This is a genomic window from Photobacterium sp. DNB22_13_2, assembly GCF_052873915.1.
In genome coordinates, this window is sequence record NZ_JBNNXU010000007.1 from 201,450 (window position 1) to 220,775 (window position 19,326).

The 19,326-nt window shown below is 41.8% G+C and carries 14 protein-coding genes and 1 tRNA gene; 9 read left to right on the forward strand and 6 right to left on the reverse strand.

The features are described from left to right. Positions 1 to 221 precede the first annotated feature (221 nt). Positions 222 to 1,136: a DUF808 domain-containing protein gene (locus tag ACVA58_RS13015; RefSeq protein WP_446510864.1), complete on the forward strand. Its 915-nt coding sequence runs from the start codon at positions 222 to 224 to the stop codon at positions 1,134 to 1,136. Between the two features lie 52 nt (positions 1,137 to 1,188). Here the strand turns inward: ACVA58_RS13015 and ACVA58_RS13020 are convergent, their stop codons facing one another. After that, positions 1,189 to 4,800 (reverse strand): ImpA family metalloprotease, encoded by a 3,612-nt coding sequence (locus tag ACVA58_RS13020; RefSeq protein ID WP_446510865.1) that lies wholly within the window; start codon positions 4,798 to 4,800, stop codon positions 1,189 to 1,191. A 385-nt stretch (positions 4,801 to 5,185) separates the two neighbouring features. Here ACVA58_RS13020 and ACVA58_RS13025 point away from each other — a divergent pair. Both ACVA58_RS13025 and ACVA58_RS13030 read left to right on the forward strand, forming a co-directional pair. Then, positions 5,186 to 5,276: transfer RNA gene (locus tag ACVA58_RS13025), tRNA-Ser, on the forward strand. Positions 5,277 to 5,519: 243 nt separating this feature from the next. Next, positions 5,520 to 5,846 (forward strand): hypothetical protein, encoded by a 327-nt coding sequence (locus ACVA58_RS13030; RefSeq protein WP_446510866.1) that lies wholly within the window; start codon positions 5,520 to 5,522, stop codon positions 5,844 to 5,846. 70 nt (positions 5,847 to 5,916) lie between these two features. Here ACVA58_RS13030 and ACVA58_RS13035 read toward each other — a convergent pair whose 3' ends face one another. The 3 genes from ACVA58_RS13035 to ACVA58_RS13045 form a co-directional block, all read right to left on the reverse strand. Continuing rightward, positions 5,917 to 6,939: a sensor domain-containing diguanylate cyclase gene (locus ACVA58_RS13035; RefSeq protein ID WP_446510867.1), complete on the reverse strand. Its 1,023-nt coding sequence runs from the start codon at positions 6,937 to 6,939 to the stop codon at positions 5,917 to 5,919. Positions 6,940 to 7,172: 233 nt separating this feature from the next. Continuing rightward, entirely contained in the window at positions 7,173 to 8,021 is an 849-nt protein-coding gene (locus ACVA58_RS13040) for a hypothetical protein (protein ID WP_446510868.1), read from the reverse strand. Between the two features lie 214 nt (positions 8,022 to 8,235). Continuing rightward, entirely contained in the window at positions 8,236 to 8,844 is a 609-nt protein-coding gene (locus ACVA58_RS13045) for a LysE family translocator (protein WP_446510869.1), read from the reverse strand. 180 nt (positions 8,845 to 9,024) lie between these two features. Between ACVA58_RS13045 and ACVA58_RS13050 the strand changes: the two genes are divergently transcribed. The 3 genes from ACVA58_RS13050 to ACVA58_RS13060 all read left to right on the forward strand — a co-directional run bounded on the left by ACVA58_RS13050 (position 9,025) and on the right by ACVA58_RS13060 (position 12,698). After that, the gene (locus ACVA58_RS13050; protein WP_446510870.1) at positions 9,025 to 10,005 is read left to right on the forward strand and encodes a GlxA family transcriptional regulator; all 981 of its coding nucleotides are present in this window, start codon (positions 9,025 to 9,027) and stop codon (positions 10,003 to 10,005) included. 626 nt (positions 10,006 to 10,631) lie between these two features. Beyond that, on the forward strand, positions 10,632 to 11,378 hold the full coding sequence (locus ACVA58_RS13055; protein WP_446510871.1) for a glycerophosphoryl diester phosphodiesterase: 747 nt from the start codon (positions 10,632 to 10,634) through the stop codon (positions 11,376 to 11,378). 24 nt (positions 11,379 to 11,402) lie between these two features. Next, entirely contained in the window at positions 11,403 to 12,698 is a 1,296-nt protein-coding gene (locus ACVA58_RS13060) for an MFS transporter (RefSeq protein WP_446510872.1), read from the forward strand. 791 nt (positions 12,699 to 13,489) lie between these two features. On the opposite strand, the gene ACVA58_RS13065 is transcribed toward ACVA58_RS13060, so the two are convergent. Both ACVA58_RS13065 and ACVA58_RS13070 read right to left on the reverse strand, forming a co-directional pair. Then, positions 13,490 to 15,055: a cryptochrome/photolyase family protein gene (locus ACVA58_RS13065; RefSeq protein ID WP_446510873.1), complete on the reverse strand. Its 1,566-nt coding sequence runs from the start codon at positions 15,053 to 15,055 to the stop codon at positions 13,490 to 13,492. Positions 15,056 to 15,080: 25 nt separating this feature from the next. Continuing rightward, a complete protein-coding gene (locus ACVA58_RS13070; RefSeq protein WP_446510874.1) occupies positions 15,081 to 16,394 on the reverse strand; it encodes a DASH family cryptochrome in 1,314 nt (437 codons plus the stop codon). 594 nt (positions 16,395 to 16,988) lie between these two features. Between ACVA58_RS13070 and ACVA58_RS13075 the strand changes: the two genes are divergently transcribed. The 3 genes from ACVA58_RS13075 (at position 16,989) to ACVA58_RS13085 (ending at position 19,314) form a co-directional block, all read left to right on the forward strand. Beyond that, positions 16,989 to 17,657, forward strand: a complete 669-nt coding sequence (locus tag ACVA58_RS13075) for a helix-turn-helix transcriptional regulator (RefSeq protein ID WP_446510875.1) — start codon at positions 16,989 to 16,991, stop codon at positions 17,655 to 17,657. Between the two features lie 342 nt (positions 17,658 to 17,999). After that, positions 18,000 to 18,548, forward strand: coding sequence for a hypothetical protein (locus ACVA58_RS13080; RefSeq protein WP_446510876.1), 549 nt, complete (start codon positions 18,000 to 18,002; stop codon positions 18,546 to 18,548). 58 nt (positions 18,549 to 18,606) lie between these two features. Next, positions 18,607 to 19,314, forward strand: coding sequence for a hypothetical protein (locus ACVA58_RS13085; protein WP_446510877.1), 708 nt, complete (start codon positions 18,607 to 18,609; stop codon positions 19,312 to 19,314). Positions 19,315 to 19,326 lie beyond the last annotated feature (12 nt).

Here is a 19,326-nt window from a genome sequence, read left to right on the forward strand (position 1 = left end):
TGACTAAAAAAGGTGTCCCAAAAGTGGTTTGGAAGTAACCACTGAATAATGTATCAGCCAAGGGGCTGATTAATGGTAATATCTTGTTACATTCTAGCGGGGGATCACCGATGCCGCGAGATCTTCAATCAAAATTATTGAAAACACGCTACTGGTCTGAAGGTAGAGTTTTCGATCATTCGCTACAGTTAAACAAAATAAAAAATGCATAGAGGTGCTTAGTGGCCGGAGCAAGCTTGTTAACTCTGTTAGATGATATAGCCACCGTGCTCGACGATGTCGCGGTAATGAGCAAAGTGGCAGCCCGCAAAACGGCAGGGGTGCTGGGGGATGACTTGGCGTTAAATGCCCAGCAGGTGTCAGGTGTTCGTGCTGAACGAGAAATTCCCGTGGTGTGGGCCGTAGCCAAGGGCTCTTTTCGCAATAAGCTGATCTTGGTGCCTGCAGCATTGTTGATCAGTGCATTTGCCCCTTGGTTAATCACCCCGATGCTGCTGATCGGCGGCTTGTTCCTTTGCTTTGAAGGGTTCGAGAAAGTCGTAGAGAAGATGTTTCATCCAGCGGGTCCAAAGGATAGTGACGAACTTGAGCTGATGGATGCTGCTGAAGATCTGGTTGAGTTCGAGAAGAAGAAAATTCAGGGGGCGATTCGAACTGACTTTATCTTGTCGGCTGAAATTATCGTGATTGCGCTAGGTACGGTGCAAGAATCCGCCATGCTGACCCAAGTGCTGGTGGTCAGTGTCATCGCATTGTTGATGACCATTGGGGTTTATGGCCTTGTGGCCGGGATCGTAAAACTGGATGACGCGGGCTTGTACCTTGCCCGAACCAGCGAGCCGGGCACTTTGAAGCGGGGATTTGGCGAAAGCTTAGTAAAAGCAGCCCCATACCTGATGAAGTTTCTAGCTATCGTCGGCACCATCGCGATGTTTTTGGTTGGTGGCGGTATCGTCGTACATAGCATGCCGCACTCCCATATATTGATTGACCACCTAGCTCAGCAAGCCTCCGTCGTTCCGGGCGGAGCCTTGATGCTTCCGGCATTTGTGAATGCCGCCATTGGTTTACTCAGTGGGGCGGCGGTATTGTTTTTGGTGACCGTATATCGAAGAGTTAGGGATGCGGTAGCTTGATGAGATAGAGATAAGTAAACCGCCGCGCTCGTTAGATTGCGGCGGTTTTAGGTTATTGTTGGCTGTAAGCCATAAGACCGCTGATATTTATATATTGGTTGTTAGACTCCAGTCGGATATAACGGACCAGTGAACCAGGCAAACCCTGTTGGGCATCAAATAACCACTCGTCTTGAATGCCTAATGGGCCTGAAGACCACAGGATATTTCTGGCGTCATCGAGCAAAGTAAGCGTTATATTTTCGGTACGAGACTGGCAACAATCACTACGATTGGTCAATATCAGCGTGTTAATTTGAAAGTCTTCTTCGAGATCAATTTCCAACCACTCTGAGCTACCACGCTGTGAATGGACGAATGTCGAAGAATTGCCATCTACGGCATAGCTTGCCGGGAAGCGACTTTCATCGTAATAACTAGAGATGGTGACTGGCTTACCAAGAGCAATATCAGTCCCTTCACCAGGATCGATACCCGACCACCGCATAGTGCCATTGATGGGTAATATGGGCTTGTCTAGGCCATAGCAGTAGTCATTACCCTCGGCTTGATAGTACTGACGGGGGACATCGGCAAAGTCGTGTCCTGCTAATTGAAGTCGAGCCTTCTCTGAGACAGATAATCCCCACATGTGTAGGTAGTCGCCATAGTCAAGGTGGGTGACATAGGAGATAGCCACGGCAAGCCAGTCGTTATTGCTGATAGACTTTATCTCGTCATAAGAGTACTGGTCAAATCCCAAGTTATTTCTATTGAGTAACCATTCGGATTCATTCTTTTTGGCCCGGTTAAATTCACGTTCCAATATGTGCAGACGTGCAAGGAGGTGCCAGCCGTCTTGAAGCATGCCTTGGGCTTGAGCTGCCATCATCATCTGAACATAAATCGCAACGCCATTATTCCATTTGGTTAAGTTGGCTTGCTGCATAAATGTAAAGGGATCTGGCTGGCTTTGCGCTGTTTGCAGTGTTTCATACATGGATTTAAACGGCAGTTTTTGACAACTTGGCGCCTGGCCTGTTTGCTTGAAAAATTGGGTTTTCGAATAATAGGAGTATGGGTTAGTACTGGCATGTCCTTCCCAGCCACTAAAACGAAAACGCCCCTTTTCTAAACCATGGCCGAGCTCATGGATGTCACCATGGCCTGTTGGGCTAAAGGCCCAGCCAGCATCATATGGATTACCTGAACAACCATAACCACAGGTGGGCTGATCAGCATTCATATGCTTGACAATAGTATGGCTGTCCATCGTCCAACCCTGCTGGGCTGCAAAATCATGAATCTCTGGAATTTCAGTAATACCATCACCTTTAAACCCAGCAAGGAGATGCGGGAAATCATGCATATAAGCATCAGTAGCGTTCGCTAAGTCCTCGGCTGTCGACCAGTTGGCATTCGATAAAGTGGAGTGCATTTTCGATAAGGTTGAATGCACCTCAAAATATGGCGTCGCCACTTCAGCCCAGTCAAAATCACCTTGCTCGATGGCCTGTGCAAAGCTGTCGTTGTCTTCGCTACTACGCCAATGAGGATGACGGCCAATTTGGTTGAAAGCGAGGGTGACGGGAAGTCCGGATTCGCCACTGAAGCCAATCTGTACCGGCCCACCATAGGGGGAAGTCATCTTGAGTGTTTCGCCCGGTTGAAGAGTAATCTTAACCGATTGCAGGTACTTCGGACGTTTGTAGCCATTTGTGGCAAATGGCTTGGAAGCCGATGAGCGTAAGGAGTTAATAAAGACGGTGGTGTTAGCCTCGGCATTGCTATCTAGCCTGGCCACTTCGAATGTTTGGCCGGGCAGAGCGTAAACCCCAGCAGATTGGAAGTGAGCCTTACTGGTGAGTGTGATTGTTCTTTCGCTTGGTGTGATGTGGCTGAAATCACCTCGGCTAAAGTTACCTAAATCAGGCTGTGCGGGGTTAATCTCACGGAAATGGTATTGTACGTGATCGGCATAATAAGACTCCATAAAGGTCGTGGTATCGGTCGATGCCATATTCATTGGAAACGAAATGGACTGGCGGAAATAGTCGGCGAGTAAAACCAGCAGTTTTTGGTACTTCAATCCCTCTTGCTTGAATACATCGACTTTGCTGCTATCGAAGTTGTTGGCCATATTTCGAATATGAGTAGCAGCCTCCTGAAATTCAACTTTGAAGCTGTCGATGTTTGAACAACTTGAATTACATTGGCTTAAGTCGGTACTAAAGCTCTGGTCTAGAAAATGCGTGACCATGGTTTTGACTTTCTCAACATCGCTTGGCAATGTACCCTGCCGAGATGTGATGTCATAGCTGTTGAGACCTAATTTTTTCCAATAGTTATCCCATTCATAGCTGACATTGAAGATCTGAAATAGTGCTTTGCCAAGAGCGGTCTGGTTTCCATCATGATGGAGATACATGACAGGGATACTTTGCTCTTGTGCCTGGCGCACTTGCTCTGCAATGGCTTCAACATCCTCTCCACTGCGCAGGTATTGGGAGATGATCAGTAAATCAGTTTGCGGGGTAATACAGCTTGTTAGTGCATCGCCGTTACAGCTTCTGGCTGGGTTGTATTTGATCTTATTGGGAAAGCGGTCATCTAGCCAGTTTCTAGTTGCACTTTCATCAGGAAAGTAATACCCATTATCCATTTGTGCAATCACGACGTTTAGGCCGTTCGTGAGTATGTCACTTTGCGTTTTTCCCGTTAACCAATGAATGCTGTTCTCAAGGAAGGTGAGTGTTTGCTCATTGGTCTCAAAGCCACGCTGCCAAGTACGCATTGGATTAGACCCCAGTACGAGGTAGCGGCTATCAGTTGTTTCACCGATCACTCCGATGGCTTTTTCATAAACCGTTTTTCCTGATACATAGACATCATTGGTGTACAGGATGGCCTCATTAACGCCATAGGTGGGGACAAACGTACTCGCATCATGGGTAGGGTCCCATGAAAGGCTAGTTAGGCTACTGCCATCCTCTTTAGCATTGCCATCATTAGTGAGATTGAAAAGAGTGTTCTTCGCACTTTGGTACTGCATGCGGTTGCTATCAATGACGTTCAGGATTGCTTGTAACACAGATTCCCTATCAGGGATCAGTAACGCGTTTCCTGATTCAACCGCAGCGTCTATAGGATCGGGGCAACCCGAGGTTTCAGCGTAGAAACTGGCTTGAGGAGCGTAACTATTAACTGCCTGGTATGCTAAGAAACAACCGCTGTGTGAATTCTGTGCTTGCTGGGTAAAGTCAGTGGGTAGGCTTTTATCTACGAAGAAATCAGGCCAATTATCCTGTTGGATAACGCCAGTATGAAAGTTATCGATATTGATGCCAGCAAGTTGGCTGAAGAAATCTGTTTGGGCACCTTCATTGCGGTAGATACTGGTAGAGAAGCGCACTGGTGCGCCATATCGTACATAGACTTTAACGTCATTCACATCGACGAAATAGTATCCTGCCGTGATATCCCAATTAGGGTGTCCACCACAGCTGTAAGAGCAGTCACCTAATTCAGTGATACCAGCACTCTCTGAAGCGGCATAGATATCGCTCAATGCTTGATTTGCCTGATTGGCAAGCCCCTCCAACTCAAGTGCGAGTGGAGCGGCAAGGGAAGGTGAACAGCTTATTGTCCATACTCCCAGGGCGAGATAACTGAGCTTTTTCTTCATGGATAATTCCTTTATCAAAGAAACATGAATGGGTTCTTTTTGGCTTTATGTTTTTGTTCATAATTTTGCGTTTCAGGTAAATGCTACATTTGCACGGGTTTTTCGGTTGCATATGAGCACTAAATTAAGGGTAATGGAATTAATCCTTTGTTCCATTAGGGTTTTGTGAGGCTGGTTCACGGAGTGATAATTTGTGTGAATGGTTTGTTTTGTTTTATTTGCGCGATTGGCTACAACTAACTACAAACAATATTGCTAGATCTCTCTACTGATAGTTTTTGGAATGAATAAACGAAATATTATAGAGACTTGTACATACTCTGAGCTGTTGAGCTAATGAGGCTTTACAATAAGAAAGTCCTACTTTATTATACGCCGCACTTACGGAGAGATGGCTGAGTGGTTGAAAGCACCGGTCTTGAAAACCGGCATACGTTTGTAGCGTATCTAGGGTTCAAATCCCTATCTCTCCGCCACATTTGAAAAAGCCGCTGAGAAATCAGCGGCTTTTTTGTATGCGCAATGTTCCGAGTAAGGAATTTGAATCACCCCCACCGTACCCAGAGCGTCTCCGCCACATTTTAAAAACTCTCCATTATTATCTCCGACTGTCGTCATATGGTAATTACTACCGTTTGGCGTTTGCTATTTTGACGTTAACTCGCTGGTTGCGAAAATGTTTTTGGCTTGGGTGCCAATGGATATTCTACGGAGATACAATGAAAAAAATGAAAGCTGTTGCTGTTGCATGTACTTTGATGCTAATAACAAGTAATGTTTACGCGGTTTCAGATGCTGCCAAAGTAGGGGCTAATGCGGGCGCAATGATTTATTGCTATGAGAATGTCGCGAAATCAAGTCAGCATTCAAAATATAAAATCCTCAAGATTCACACTTACGATGAATATAAAAAGCTGCCTGATAGTGACCGAGCAAAAGCATTGCTCATGAAAAAATCCGCTGAGGATGGTGACTATTTAGGTGATCGTTTAGATAGTCGTCGTTGCGATAGTCTGCGAAAAATGCTCTACGTAAAGTACAGCTAAAGCCTACCTAAAGAAAGGTTGGTAGATAAGTGGGTCACAGCAACTAGACAAATGTTATCCGCCTTGATATTTAGCAGCTTCTTTTACTCATTTTATTGGCATACATACGTTTATCGGTTTGTATGTACAACTCGGTAAGGTCTAAACATTCGGTTTCTTGTACGCTCATGCAGCCATAGCTGACACTGAAATCATTGGTGTAGCCTGAAAAGGCTTCGTGGTTTGCTAGGGTTGTTTGATAGTTAGCCTCAATCTGTTGGCAGCGCGCCTTAAGATCTGATTCGTTGATATTTTGGGAGAGTACGATGAACTCATCACCACCGACCCGCGCGACAATATCGCTGGCGCGGGTGAGCTTTTTAATTTCTGTTGCTAGTGTTTGGATCGCTATATCACCACAGTCATGACCGAGCTGGTTGTTTATCTGTTTTAGGTTATCCGAATCAAAATAGGCGATGGCAACGGATTCATTTTGTTCCTGTAATCCAATTTCGCTTTCATTGGTGTTGGTTGCGTGGGGTTTGCACATGATCTTATGGGCTAACACAGAGAGACCACGTCGGTTATAGAGGCCTGTTAGCTCATCGGTAATAGCAAGCTTTCTTACTTGCTCATACGCATCGATTAGTTTGAGATCTGCAGTTATGAGTTCTTTCAGTTGCTCGAGAAGTTGAAAGAGGGTGCTATTATACTCGCTTGGTTTAGTATCAATGGCACAGATAGTGCCAAATACCGTATTGTCAGGCCAGTATATTGGCATACCAAAATAGGAACGAATGGGACCTTCTTTTACAAAGGGTATTTGGCCCCATGTCGGGTGATTAGCAGGATCTGCGACATAAAGTGAGTCACCTTCTTCGATGACATGCCGACAGAAGCTGTTCATTTCACAAGGCCAGGCATCGCAGGGTTTTAGAAAATTGTCGGTGTTTTGGCTAGAGCGGACGGTAAAGAATTCTTGATCTCGTAATTGAACGATAGCTCCGCAAGTACAGTCGAAAAGTTGCGATATCAAATCGACGGTTTTCTGCCATTTCTCTAAATCCAGTTCTGGGTATTCATTTGAAGTTAGAAATTGTGCTCGTTCAAACATGTTCTGCCTCCTGCTTAGCAATAGAAGTATATACCGCAAAAGGAGGAAAAGATGGGAAAGTCAGTCAAAGACGGTATTTTTTTATGATCGTTATGGTGATATTTTGCGTTTAATCCTATTACGACTCATTTAATTAAATTTGTAGCAACACTAAATAACCTCAATTTATATGTTGTTATTTAGCTCCAAAATATACGGGAGAGTGAATACTCTCCCATAAATACGGACATTATCTAAGAGCAAACAAACCACGAGTTGGCAGGCGCCGTGATATAAGAAGAGTGGTGCCAGTTAACTCTGTCCAATGCGGGAGCGGTTCTAATATCCCCCTTGAACTTGTCTTTTACAGATACCTTTACAAGCCCATCATTGACACTAAAAACTTGTCCGCGATAGGTATGACCAAGATTGGTTTGGTGTGGGTGGTCGTATAAGCATACCGTAGCACCAACACTCGAATAGATGTAGTTGCTTTCTTCTCCCCATGGCGCAGTTGTTGGTGAAGCCGGCTGATTAATTGTGTACATGCTCGCGCTAGCGGGTGCTAATTGACGCAGCGGGGAGTAGGGCTCATAACCAAGAACCTGCGCACTTTCATACCATTGGCTTTGATTCGCTTGGGTGTTTTCGTTTAGTCGTAGAGTGACAAACGGGCCATCCAAACATAAATCGGCCCATAGGGCTGTGCTGGTAATGTTAGCGGAGAATAAGGGCATCTCGTTGGGGGTATTGGCTGCACTGACACACCATGCGCCGCTACCTTGATTGATGAGCTGACCGCCATTAGTGTCACAAACCCGCTTGGCTAATGCTTGGTACTCTACAATATCGTTAGCAGCCTGTTTAGGGCTGTCAGAACAATAGCGATAGGTAAAGGCAAACGTATTTTTGGGGTAAAACACACCTTTATCGACAACCGCTCCGTTTCGTCGGGTATCAGTTAAAGCAATGAAGCTTTGGGTTGAGTCATAGAAGCTGTATTCACCGCTTCGTCTGACAGTGTCAGGGCTGGAGCTACAGCCGCTGAGTAATAATGGAATAACTAGGAAGAATGGAAAGAGTTTTTGTACAAACGAAAACATTACGCATATACCTCCAACGCCAACAACATGACTAATGGCAGAACACTTACACGAGAAACAAAGTGTTATCCGTGTCACAAAAATAGCATGGCTATAAGTATATCGGATCTGATACGAACTGCTTGGAATGTCTGGAAGGGAGACACTTAACAGTCAAAGTTAGGTGCTCAGAGGGAAAATATCCGAGCCCCCTAAAATTAATCGGGCATAGAGTTTATTGGCTTAGTGGAAGGCTAGCACCCAATATCGCAAATAGAGTACCGCAACTTCTGTTGAAACGCTGACCGCTTCTTTGTAACCATGGCCGTAGTTGGTGTGCGATACAGGCAACAAAGAACTCAACACTAAATTCAACCACAGCGAATGTCGCCGCAAGAATTATAAACTGTGTAAGCAGCGAAGATTCTGGTGTCATAAATTGGGGCAAGAAAGCACCGAAAAATAAAATGACCTTAGGATTAGCGATAGCCGCTAAAAGCCCTTGTCTGAATCTACCTGTATTGCCAAGATCGTTAGCCGATGTTGTTTTTAAAGTGATTGTGGGGGACCGCCATAATTGAATTCCAAGGTAAACCAAGTAAGCCCCCCCGATCCACTTGAGTAGTGAGAGTATATGCGCGGATGCCATCATCAGCGAGCCAATGCCGAACATCGAGATGGCAATGATACCAATAAAACCGGTGACTCCACCCAGAATTGTCGGGAGTGTTTTCTTACGGCCGTACAGTGCCCCGTGGCTCAGTGCCAGTAATCCATTTGGACCGGGAGCAAAGGCCAGTCCAGTGACTGCCACTAAGTACAGCAGCCAAGTTTCCAACGTCATAACGTTACCTTGTTCAGATGAAGATAATGGTTGCTAGTATACGAATGAGATAAAGAATTCTTTTGGTAATATTTGGACTATGTAAGGTAATATTTAGACATTGTGATCTTCTCCTTTATTTTTATGTCTTCCTATTTATTGTCACCTCAAACGGGCAACCCCTTTACTAGCAAGGTAGATATGTCGCCAGATGTACGTTTTTTGTTGATACCATTGCCAACGTTTAACATGCTGCCTTTTGGCAGCTTTCTCGATAAGTTACGATTTTCTGCTGATGAAGAGGATTTCAGCGAGCAAAGGTATTGCTCGTGGGATATCGCTGGTTTGTCTGAGGGAGATGTGATCTCGAGTAGCGGCGCTCATCTTTCTATTAAGCTCGCTTTCGAGCACGTTAATCTAGCGCAATATGATTATGTAGTGGTATTTGGCGGGCGTAGTGCCTGTGAAATGAAAGCGATAGCACCTTTGTATAAGTTTTTCTTTAAGAAAGCGTTAGCAAAAAATATAGCCTTGGTAACGGTTGATAATGCCTGCTTTACATTGGCAAAGTTAGGTCTATTTGATGGATGTGAAGTGGCTGTACACTGGCGCCACCTGCAGGAGTTTGAGACGGACTTTCCGACATTGAAAGCAAGATCGGATCAACTATATTGTATTGACGGAAAGAGGATCAGTTGTGCGGGAGGGACTGCGGTGATTGAACTAGCGATTGAATTACTGGCTAGGCAGTGTGGCCGCGAGAGAGCGTTGAAAGGGTTGGCTGATATGTTGGTTGATGAAACCCGAAGCCGGGGCCACTATTTGAAATCATTGGGATATGATGTAAATAAAGCACACCAACATAATCGCCATGTGTCTCGTACAATTACCTTAATGCGCCAACATTTATCTACCCCAATGAGCATTGAAGAGTTAGTGACACGTTTAGGGGTGAGTCGAAGGCAGCTCGATAGGCTGTTTAAAGCGGAATTGTCGGTGAGCCCTCGCGAGTACTGGACGACCATGAGGATGACCCATGCTCATTGGCGCTTGCAAAACTCCTTCTATAGCCTTTCCGATATCGCTAATGAAGTCAGTTTCTCTGACGTGAGTTATTTTTGTAAAGTTTTCAAAAAACATTTTGGGTATAGCCCAATCCAATTGAAGAAAGTAGGAAAGTAAATTAACTACGAGGTGACTATTTTCTCTACAGCATTAAAGTGATCTAGTGAGAGCGTATTTTTATGATGCTATCGCAGCTGTTTCATTTATGCTGAGTTATAAAGCGTCTTTCTAATCGGTGCCTTTGTTTGCGTTGAGCAAAAGGAGTATCACAATACATCATAATTTGTCCTTATCGATTAAATCCTGATAATAATCATATTGATTCATAAGTGTAGTGGTGGTATCGATCCCAAATATTTACGCTTTGTTTTAATAAATAGATTCAATAAATGGCGTGTTTTTACTTTTATTGGAGATAGTTTTTAGGCCACAGAGTTAGGCTTACATTTAGTTTATGTCAGCGGCTTAGCACCGTGTCTAGAAACGGGTACGTGATTACCTATGCGCCTTTGAGAAAACACTGAAGCAATATACTGCTTCTCAGTGAGTATGGTAGATTAAGTGTCGTATTTTGAAGCTTATTCAGTGATTTATTGATGTGCTGGCTGGTTTTATTTCACTTTCTGTCTAGCGTGTCACATTATGGCTTGCTCTTATTGCATATACATCACATTTTCCATGCATAGCTTTCTGTATATTTTCGACCACGACAATGCTCGTTCGAAAATAATATAGGTAACGAAATGAAAAAAGTATTTGCTCACCGTGGAATGTCAGCACTCGCACCTGAAAATACGCTGGCGGCATTTTCCATGTGCAAGCAATATGGAATTCAATGGATTGAATGTGATGTTGATATATTGGCCGATGGAACGGTTGTTTTATCTCACGACGATACGCTGGATCGTTGTACTGATCGCTGTGGAAGCTTATATGACCTTACGGTAAGCGATTTGCCTAGCATTGATGCAGGTAGCTGGTTCCATGATGATTTTATTGGCGAAAGAATCCCCACCTTTGAACAACTCGTTACGCTTGCTAATGAACATAAACTTAACCTCAACGTTGAGATCAAGTCTTGTACTGCTGGCTGGGAGATGACAGACAAGTTACTTACGAATGTCATTCGTGATTTAGAACAGCTGAATCCTGAACGCGAGTTGATTGTTTCTAGCTTTAATCACTTAGCACTTGTTGAGTTCAAGCGTCGTCGCCCTGAAACCACAGTAGCTTGTTTATTTGAAGACGCTAACCTATGGGATGATTGGTGTTCAATCCTAGAAGCTTGTCAAGCGGAGTACATTCACCCAGAAGATGTCAACCTTACCAAAGAAAAAGTTCAAAAGTTCAAGGCGGCGGGCTACAAAATTAATGTTTATACGGTAAATGATCTTGCTCGAGCCAATCAGTTATTCAATTGGGGGGTTGATGGTGTATTCACCGATATATCACATCAATTCCCATCAAAATATAAAAATAACGATAAATAACAACTAAATAAAAGAGATTTTGATATGAAGAGAATGATTGAAAAAATAGGTTTTGACTCGAACAAGCGCTTTTATGGCTTCTTGTCAGTGGTTATGTCTGGTCAGATCATCTACTCCGCTTTTGAAGCTTTTAAAGGTACATTCTATAACTTACTATTGGATGTGCTCAATATCGATAATACCCAGATGGGTATCTTGTTTACCTTAATCGGCTCTGCAATGTTCTTCTACATTCCAGCTGGTTGGGTAAATAACCGTTTTTCTGTGCGTTCAATTTTGATGAGCAGCCTTACCGTTCGTTTAGTCAGCATGATGTTTATCATCGTGTTCCAGCCTGACTTCACCGTACTGGCCATTATTGCCGGTTTATGGGGTATTACAGATGCTATTTTCTGGCCAGCGGTAGTAAACGGCGTCAATTTGATGTCGGGAGACAACAACAAAGGGATGGCCTTTGGCCTGCTAGAATCTGTCCGCCGTGCGCTGGAAATGAGTATGAATGCTGCTATCGTCGGTATTATGGCGCTGGTTGGTGGTTCTATTCTAGTATTCAAGGGTGCCATTCTGTTCTATACCCTGCTTATCATTCCAATGATTTACCTGATCTGGAAATATGTGCCAGATAACAGACTGGAAGTAAAAGACGGTGAATCTAAAAATAAAGCTGCACTACAAGGTCTTATCCATGTACTGAAAATGCCGACAGTATGGCTAGCAGCCCTAACATCGATGACCGTTTACTGGACTTACATCACCCTCATTTATACCGTACCTTATTTACAAGCCGTATTTGGTTTAACCACCTCTCAGGCAGCAATGTTCGGTATTATCAATACTGGTGCAATGGGGGTTATCGCGGGGCTTGTTGCTGGTTCATTGTCTGATTTTCTATTCAAGTCATCGACTAAGATGATGATGTTTAGCCTTGGTTTAACAGCATTATGTCTATTAGGTACCATTTTGATGCCGAAAGGTGAAGGTATGCTAATGATGAATATTATCCTGCTGATGTGTTTCTCGTTCTCTATCTTTTTAGCAAAAGGCATTATCTTAGCCCCGGTTGCAGAAGCGGGTGTACCTGATCAATGTAGCGGTGCAGCGATGAGTGTAGGCTCGTTTGCCGCTTACGCGTCAGTGTTCTGGGCCTATGCGCTTAACGGTTGGATCATCGATACTTTCGACAAGATCGAGGCTTACCAAATGATCTTCGGTATTGGTCTAACGGTATCATCAGCAGGCATGCTATGTGCTGGTGTTTTACTGATAGTGAAGCGTCGACAAAAGAATCGACAAATGAGCTCGGAACCTGTTGCATCATAATTTATAAGGTACCTATCACTTTCGTGATTATGTGAGAAAGGATGAGCGGTGCGAACCGCTCATCCTTTCCAACGTTAAGTCTAAGTACAAATCAGAGGTAATTAAAATACAATCAATTCAATCGGTTTCTTTATCTTATACCCAAGCTACCTCAATGTGCTGACACCCTCCCGAAGGGCGAGTTTTCTAAGCTTCTATACTGCGTTATTGTTTCTTGATTTAGAGCCACTAGATCTTCAAAACAACGCCTTGTCTGTAAGCTAATAAATTCTCGCTGAACCTGCATCTTGATGTAGCTTGGGTATATTGATGTGTTATCAATGTAATAATTTGCTTTGATTTAATGTGTATCTAATAACACTGAATTATTGAAGTAGTCGTATTTGTAATTATATAAGAATGTTAAGGTTAAAGGTAAATATTTGTTACTGGTTATAGCTTGATTATGCTTCCACAGTTTCTACATTTGTAAATTGCATTGTAAAAAAACTTTTGAATAACACTTCTTTTTATTTGAATTGCGGTAGGACTTTCGCAGCACTTCATATAAATTTCCTTTTGATGAATGATTTTTCCGACATCGCGTACATGTTTCTAGATAGTTAGTGTGACATGCATCCCAAAAAAGTCGTATATTCAATGGTGTTTTATTTAAGAAATTGGAAAGATTAATTTCTGGCATAGCTGGTAAGAAAATATTTCCATATGAAATTTATTGTGAATGCTAATTGCATTAAAGTGCTCATGAAAGTATGGGAATATATTTATAAGCACAGGAAGCTAATTTTAACTTATAAATCTTCTAAATTTATCAATAGACTATTGGCTTTATTTATTACTAACTTTCTGTCGTCTTCAGTCATGTTATCCCAGCTTCTATAAATCATTCTTGTTCTATGGTTCTTAGCTAGCCATGATTCGTGCTGATGCAAAAAATTCCAGTATAAACTATTGAGAGGGCATGAATTTGCTTCTGTTTTTGTTTTTACATCATAATAGCAATGCTTACAGTGGTCGCTCATCTTGTTGATATAATTACCGCTGGCAGCATAGGGTTTTGTTGCGATAATGCCGTTATCGGCGAAGAGTGCCATGCCGCGGGTATTTGGCATTTCCACCCATTCAATAGCATCAATATATATACCAAGGTACCACTGTTCGACCTCGTCGGGAGCGATACTTGTCAGTAAGCAGAAGTTACCCGTTACCATTAGGCGTTGAATATGGTGGGCATAGGCATAATCCAAAGATTGTGATATCGCGGCTTTCATGCAAGCCATCTTGGTATTCCCTGTCCAAAAAAAATCAGGCAAGCAGCGCTTGGCATCTAATGCATTGGTTTCTTTGTAGTTGGGCATGTTGGCCCAATAAATTCCTCGGATATACTCACGCCATCCCAGAATTTGTCTAACGAAACCTTCTATTTGGGCTATATCAATAACGCTATCTTGTTCATAGGCAAAGATAGCTTGATCAATAACGTCTTTCGGTGAGATAAGTTTTGAGTTCAAGGCAAAAGAGAGTCGAGAGTGATATAAGCTCCAACTGTGCGGTGAGTTTTCTGTCATGGCATCTTGAAAACAACCAAATTGCGGTAGGCATTGTTGACAAAAGTAATGTAACAACTCTTTGGCTTGAGTCGCAGTGACTGGCCATAATAATTGCTGTTGCGCCTTTCCAATGGTTCGAACTTGGTGAGCCTCAATCCTATTCAAGATTTCAGTGACATTATTAGCAAAGCAGAGTGGATTCGGTATGTGTTTAAGTTCATTATTTTTAAGCTTGTTACGGTTGATCTTATCAAAATTCCATTTCCCACCAAGTGGTTTGCCATCATCCATCAGCAGGTTAAACCGTTTTCTCATGCGGCGATAAAAGTGCTCCATCAAAACATGCTTTCCTTGTGGAAAGTCCATCTGGATCTCATTGAACGGTAGTAGGAAGTGCTCCGTGTCATATTCTTTGCATCGGATATTTGCTTGGCTTAGAGAGCCAGCTAGTGTATGCAGTTGTTCATATAGCCTGTATTCATCAGGGCGTTGGAATTCGAAACATTCGCAATTGTGTTGCTGTAATAGGCTGTCGATGAGAGAGGGTAAATCTTCAAACTGCGCTGATTGGTCTAAACTCAGATGGATGACTTCATGACCTGACAGCTTTAGCTGCTTGGCAAAGTGCTCCATTGCAGCGAAAAAAGCCGAGATTTTTTGTATATGGTGGGCGACATATCCTGCTTCTTGATGAAGTTCCGAAATCAGGTATAGGGTTGAATCATCAACATTGTGATACCAAGAATGCCTTGCATTTAGCTGATCACCTAGGATCAATCTCAGTGTTTTATATTGCTTGACTACCATTTTGGTACCCATCCTTTACCTATTTTCAACGTATAGGCCAATCAGCGGCATCGACAGAGTCGATACGGCCGTCATGGTTGTTTCCATCCCATCTACGTATAAATTCTTCATTAGGATCATAGAGCTCGGTTTGTTTTAATAAATTGAAGTGGCGTCCTTGCTGTGGATCGGCACCAACACCAGCAATGTACTGCCAATTACCCCAGTTTGAAGCGGTGTCATAATCGATGAGGTGCTCTTCGAAATATGCAGCACCATAGCGCCAATCCACACTGAGCTCATTGACCAGGCAACTCGCTGCTATTTGTCTTCCACGGTTAGATATATAACCGGCTCTCCGTAGCTGGTTCATTAAGGCATTAACAATAGGATAGGGGGTATTTCCCTCACACCAACGGCGGAAGCGCTCAGGGTAGAATGCGGTATGTAGTTGTGTCGATGTGATACCTGAATAAGTATAAAGTTTTGAACCGTAGCTGTGGGCATACCATTGAAAGTATTCGCGCCAAAGCAGTTCGAACTTTATCCATTGAGTGGATTCGTTGCATTCGATATCCTTTTCATATTGGCTTAGGTGTTTAAGAATTCTGTTCGCAGATAAGCATCCTAGTGCCAACCAAGGTGAAAACTTGGTCGAATTCTCCCAGCCATCAAGTTCATTTCGGGTTAATTTGTAACGACTGGGCGCATTAGAAGTAAAGTAGCGCTCAAGATGCTTTAAAGCTGCCGTTTCACCGCCATCAAAGTCAGCTAACAGTTTTGGGTTAATCATTGGACTTACCACATCAAAAGCTTTGAGTCTGCCAGGAGATGATGGCAGCTTAGCAATGGTTGTTAGCGGTGAACGAACCTCTAACTCTTCGACTTGCTTCCGGAATTGGGTAAAGGTAGGTGGAAGTGATGCTTTGACATCAAAAGGCAATTCGACTTTATCAAACAGGGTGTGTGTCGCAACTTTTCGGAATGTAATATATGGGTATCTACCCTTGAGCGTGTGCCAGTTGCGTTGTTCATACACACCAGCATTTTCGCTGGTGTAAATCATGGAGACGTTATACTGGCTGATTAACTCAGGAATGACATTCAGCGGATGGTCCAGCATGACATGCAAGCTCTGCCCTCGTTGACTAAGTTGCCCTGCAAGATTATGGAGTGACTGTAAGAGAAATTGTTTCCTGTAAGTACCGTGCTTACTGATGTGGTATGGGTAGCGATTGGTCGTATCAACCGGTAAACAATACACGCAGATAAGGTGATCGACCTCCTGAGTTGCTAAGGCAAGTGCTGAGTTGTCATGCAGTCGTAAATCGTTTTGAAAAAGAAATAAACCTGTCGCCATTAAAGATCCCTCTAAACCCAAGTGTTAGCTTAACTATAGGCGGATAATCGCAATCATTTATGATTTGCATAAAAATAATTACTAATTGGATGCGGTGGAAATTTATAATGTTATTATTAATCTAATGATGATTATAAGAAGCACCATTAATCTCACTTTTCTGTGAGATGACCAATCAATAGATTTTTCTGAGGCAACCGTGTATTTATTAATGTAATGGTTATTAATTGACTGTTTTGTCATTATCGACTGTATATTTATTACCCTTCAATGTCTTATAAAGTAGGCAGCTGCTAATTGATTTATTAGCCTCAACTGTGAAAATATGATTATTTTGAATAATCCCATATAACATTTTACCTTATCAAATAGATTCAATATGCTTTTATTTTCATCATCATGCCCAATTGGCTGTGCATTATTGATATTTTTAATGATTCGCTGACTAATAATTTAGTCATTAAAGTAATTAGTCCGCTTTGTAATGTTTTGTTACAAAGTGAAATGTTTTTTGTTGGGACCAATATCACGAAATATGTTGTTTCAGCATGCATAATTTAATAATGGCATGACTGGAACGAAAGGGACATCATTATGATACCAGCAATAAAACTCTATACTAAAAATAAAGAATTAAGAGAGGCTGTCAATCAGCTAATATATTATCTTCCCCAAGATTATAATGGGCAAGTATATGACTCTCTATATGAAATGCATCATTCAGAGGTGGGAGAAGCGAGTGATAATATCTATATCATTGACTATAAAAGTTTAAGTGAAGTGGAGAAGTATGTTTTCCATGTTCAAGGTGATAAAAGAGCATGGATCTTAGTTAATATCGATGACGCTACGACATCTGATACTATTTCATGGATTGATAAAGGCTTTGTTGGTGTGCTTTCCATTTTGGAATTAATTAATAATTTCTCTGTTATTATCAGAGCGATAGAGCAAGGCCAGATGTGCTTTCCAAAGCATCATATGCGTTTTGTTATTCAGTTCTATCAAGAGAAATATGTACATAAAAATAGTAAAATGAATGACTTGTTTAATGCTTCTCAACTCACATCTAAAGAGCAGGATATATGTAAGCTTGTATTGAATGGCCTAAACAATAAGCAAATTGCATTAGAAAAAAACATTAGTATTCATACTGTTAAAAGTCATGTACATAACATTCTGTCAAAGCTATCGGTTAGCTCACGTTCTGAGTTGCTGGGCTTGATTATTAATGATTATAAAGAAAATGAATATGCAAACTAGTCATCTTTAGCAGCCTATAGCAATTAGGCTGCTACCATCCCTTTTCTGCATAAAAACCTTTTTGTATTATCTCTATCTCTATCTCTATCTCTATCTCTATCTCTATCTCTATCTCTATAGTATTTCTCATTAGTTAACCTTATTATTTTCCAGTGCCACATTGGGGGCTAAATTTAGCTCTCAATCTGTTATCAATCTTAAAAAATAAAATTAATTAAAACTTTCAACCTTATTGACGATGTTTTAGTTGACTCAGTGTCATATTCTAACAATGAACAAGGCAGTAAGAACTACAAACACAAATAACGCAGTACTAATGATAAACGCACAGGGAGCTTGATTATGAAAAAGTCAATAATTGCATTATCTGTAATAGCATTAACATGTAGCATGGGCACATTAGCAAAAGGTCATGGTGGTGGTGGCCAAGGTGGTGGTGGGGATAAATGGAATGAGCATTACGAAGTGGATAAACGCTTTGACGACAAATTCGAAGTGGAACTTCTAGGTTTTATCCCACAAAGATGTAGTGCAAGTTTTGATGCTGAGAAAGAGTTAACACATCATAACGATGCAACTTATGTTGATTTGAAAAACCTCAATGCACAAAAAGTAGGTAAACTAAATGTTTATTGTAACTTACCTAAAACTACCGTCAGTGTAAAACCGAAGTACCATATTGGTAAGTTCGTGAACCCAACCTCTTGGGACACTACGGGGTATGAATTGAGTTTTGATCAGAATGAGGGCTTTGGAAGAACTGCAACTGAAAAAGAGTGGAGGAATTGGGATATTAACAAAGATGTATGGATTAAAGTAGAAAGTACTCCAAAAGTTCATGGAGTTTATAAAACTGCGCTGGTTATAGATGTTGAATCTAAATTCTATTAATTAATATCTATTGAGGTAGGGGAGGATACCCTACCTCAATAATTTTGGAGTGCATGTGATGCGATTATTCCAATGTCTTATATTATTACTTTGTTTCTCATCAGCTGATGCTTATCAAGTGCAACCTATGTTACAGGAAGTTGATATAACAGGGAGAGGAAGTTATGGGGATTATTTAGTCACAAATGATAGCAACAATGAGGTAACACTTGAAATTTCTATCTTTAAAATAGCATTTAATGATAAGAATGAGGAGATTTTAATACCTGCAGATGATGAATTTCTGATTTTACCCCCACAGACTGTGATTCAGTCAAAAGCAAATCAAACATTCAGATTGCGATATTTACCAAACAAAAATATAACAGAAAGTACAGCGTATAGGGTGGTTTTTGAACAGCTTCCTGTTGATATTGATGAAAATGAGCAAAGTCTCGTTGAGTTTACTATGCGATTCTCGACAATAGTGATTGTTAATGTACCAGAAACCAGTGCTCTTGCAGTAATATCTAATCTTGATATTGATGGTAAGCCTGAGGTAACAATAAAAAATACAGGTAATGGTGTGTTAGACTTAACTGATTGGAAATTTGACTTTACAATTAATGGTCAAAATAAATTATATAGTTGGCTTGATATGGAGGAAACGCTTAATCAACGTTATCTGATGCCAAACTCTTATTTAATTATTAATGAATTTAAAATGACAGGTTTAGATAATGAATTGAGTAATAGGGTGCATTTAAACTCATTATTAACGAAATAGGTGTTGTGATGG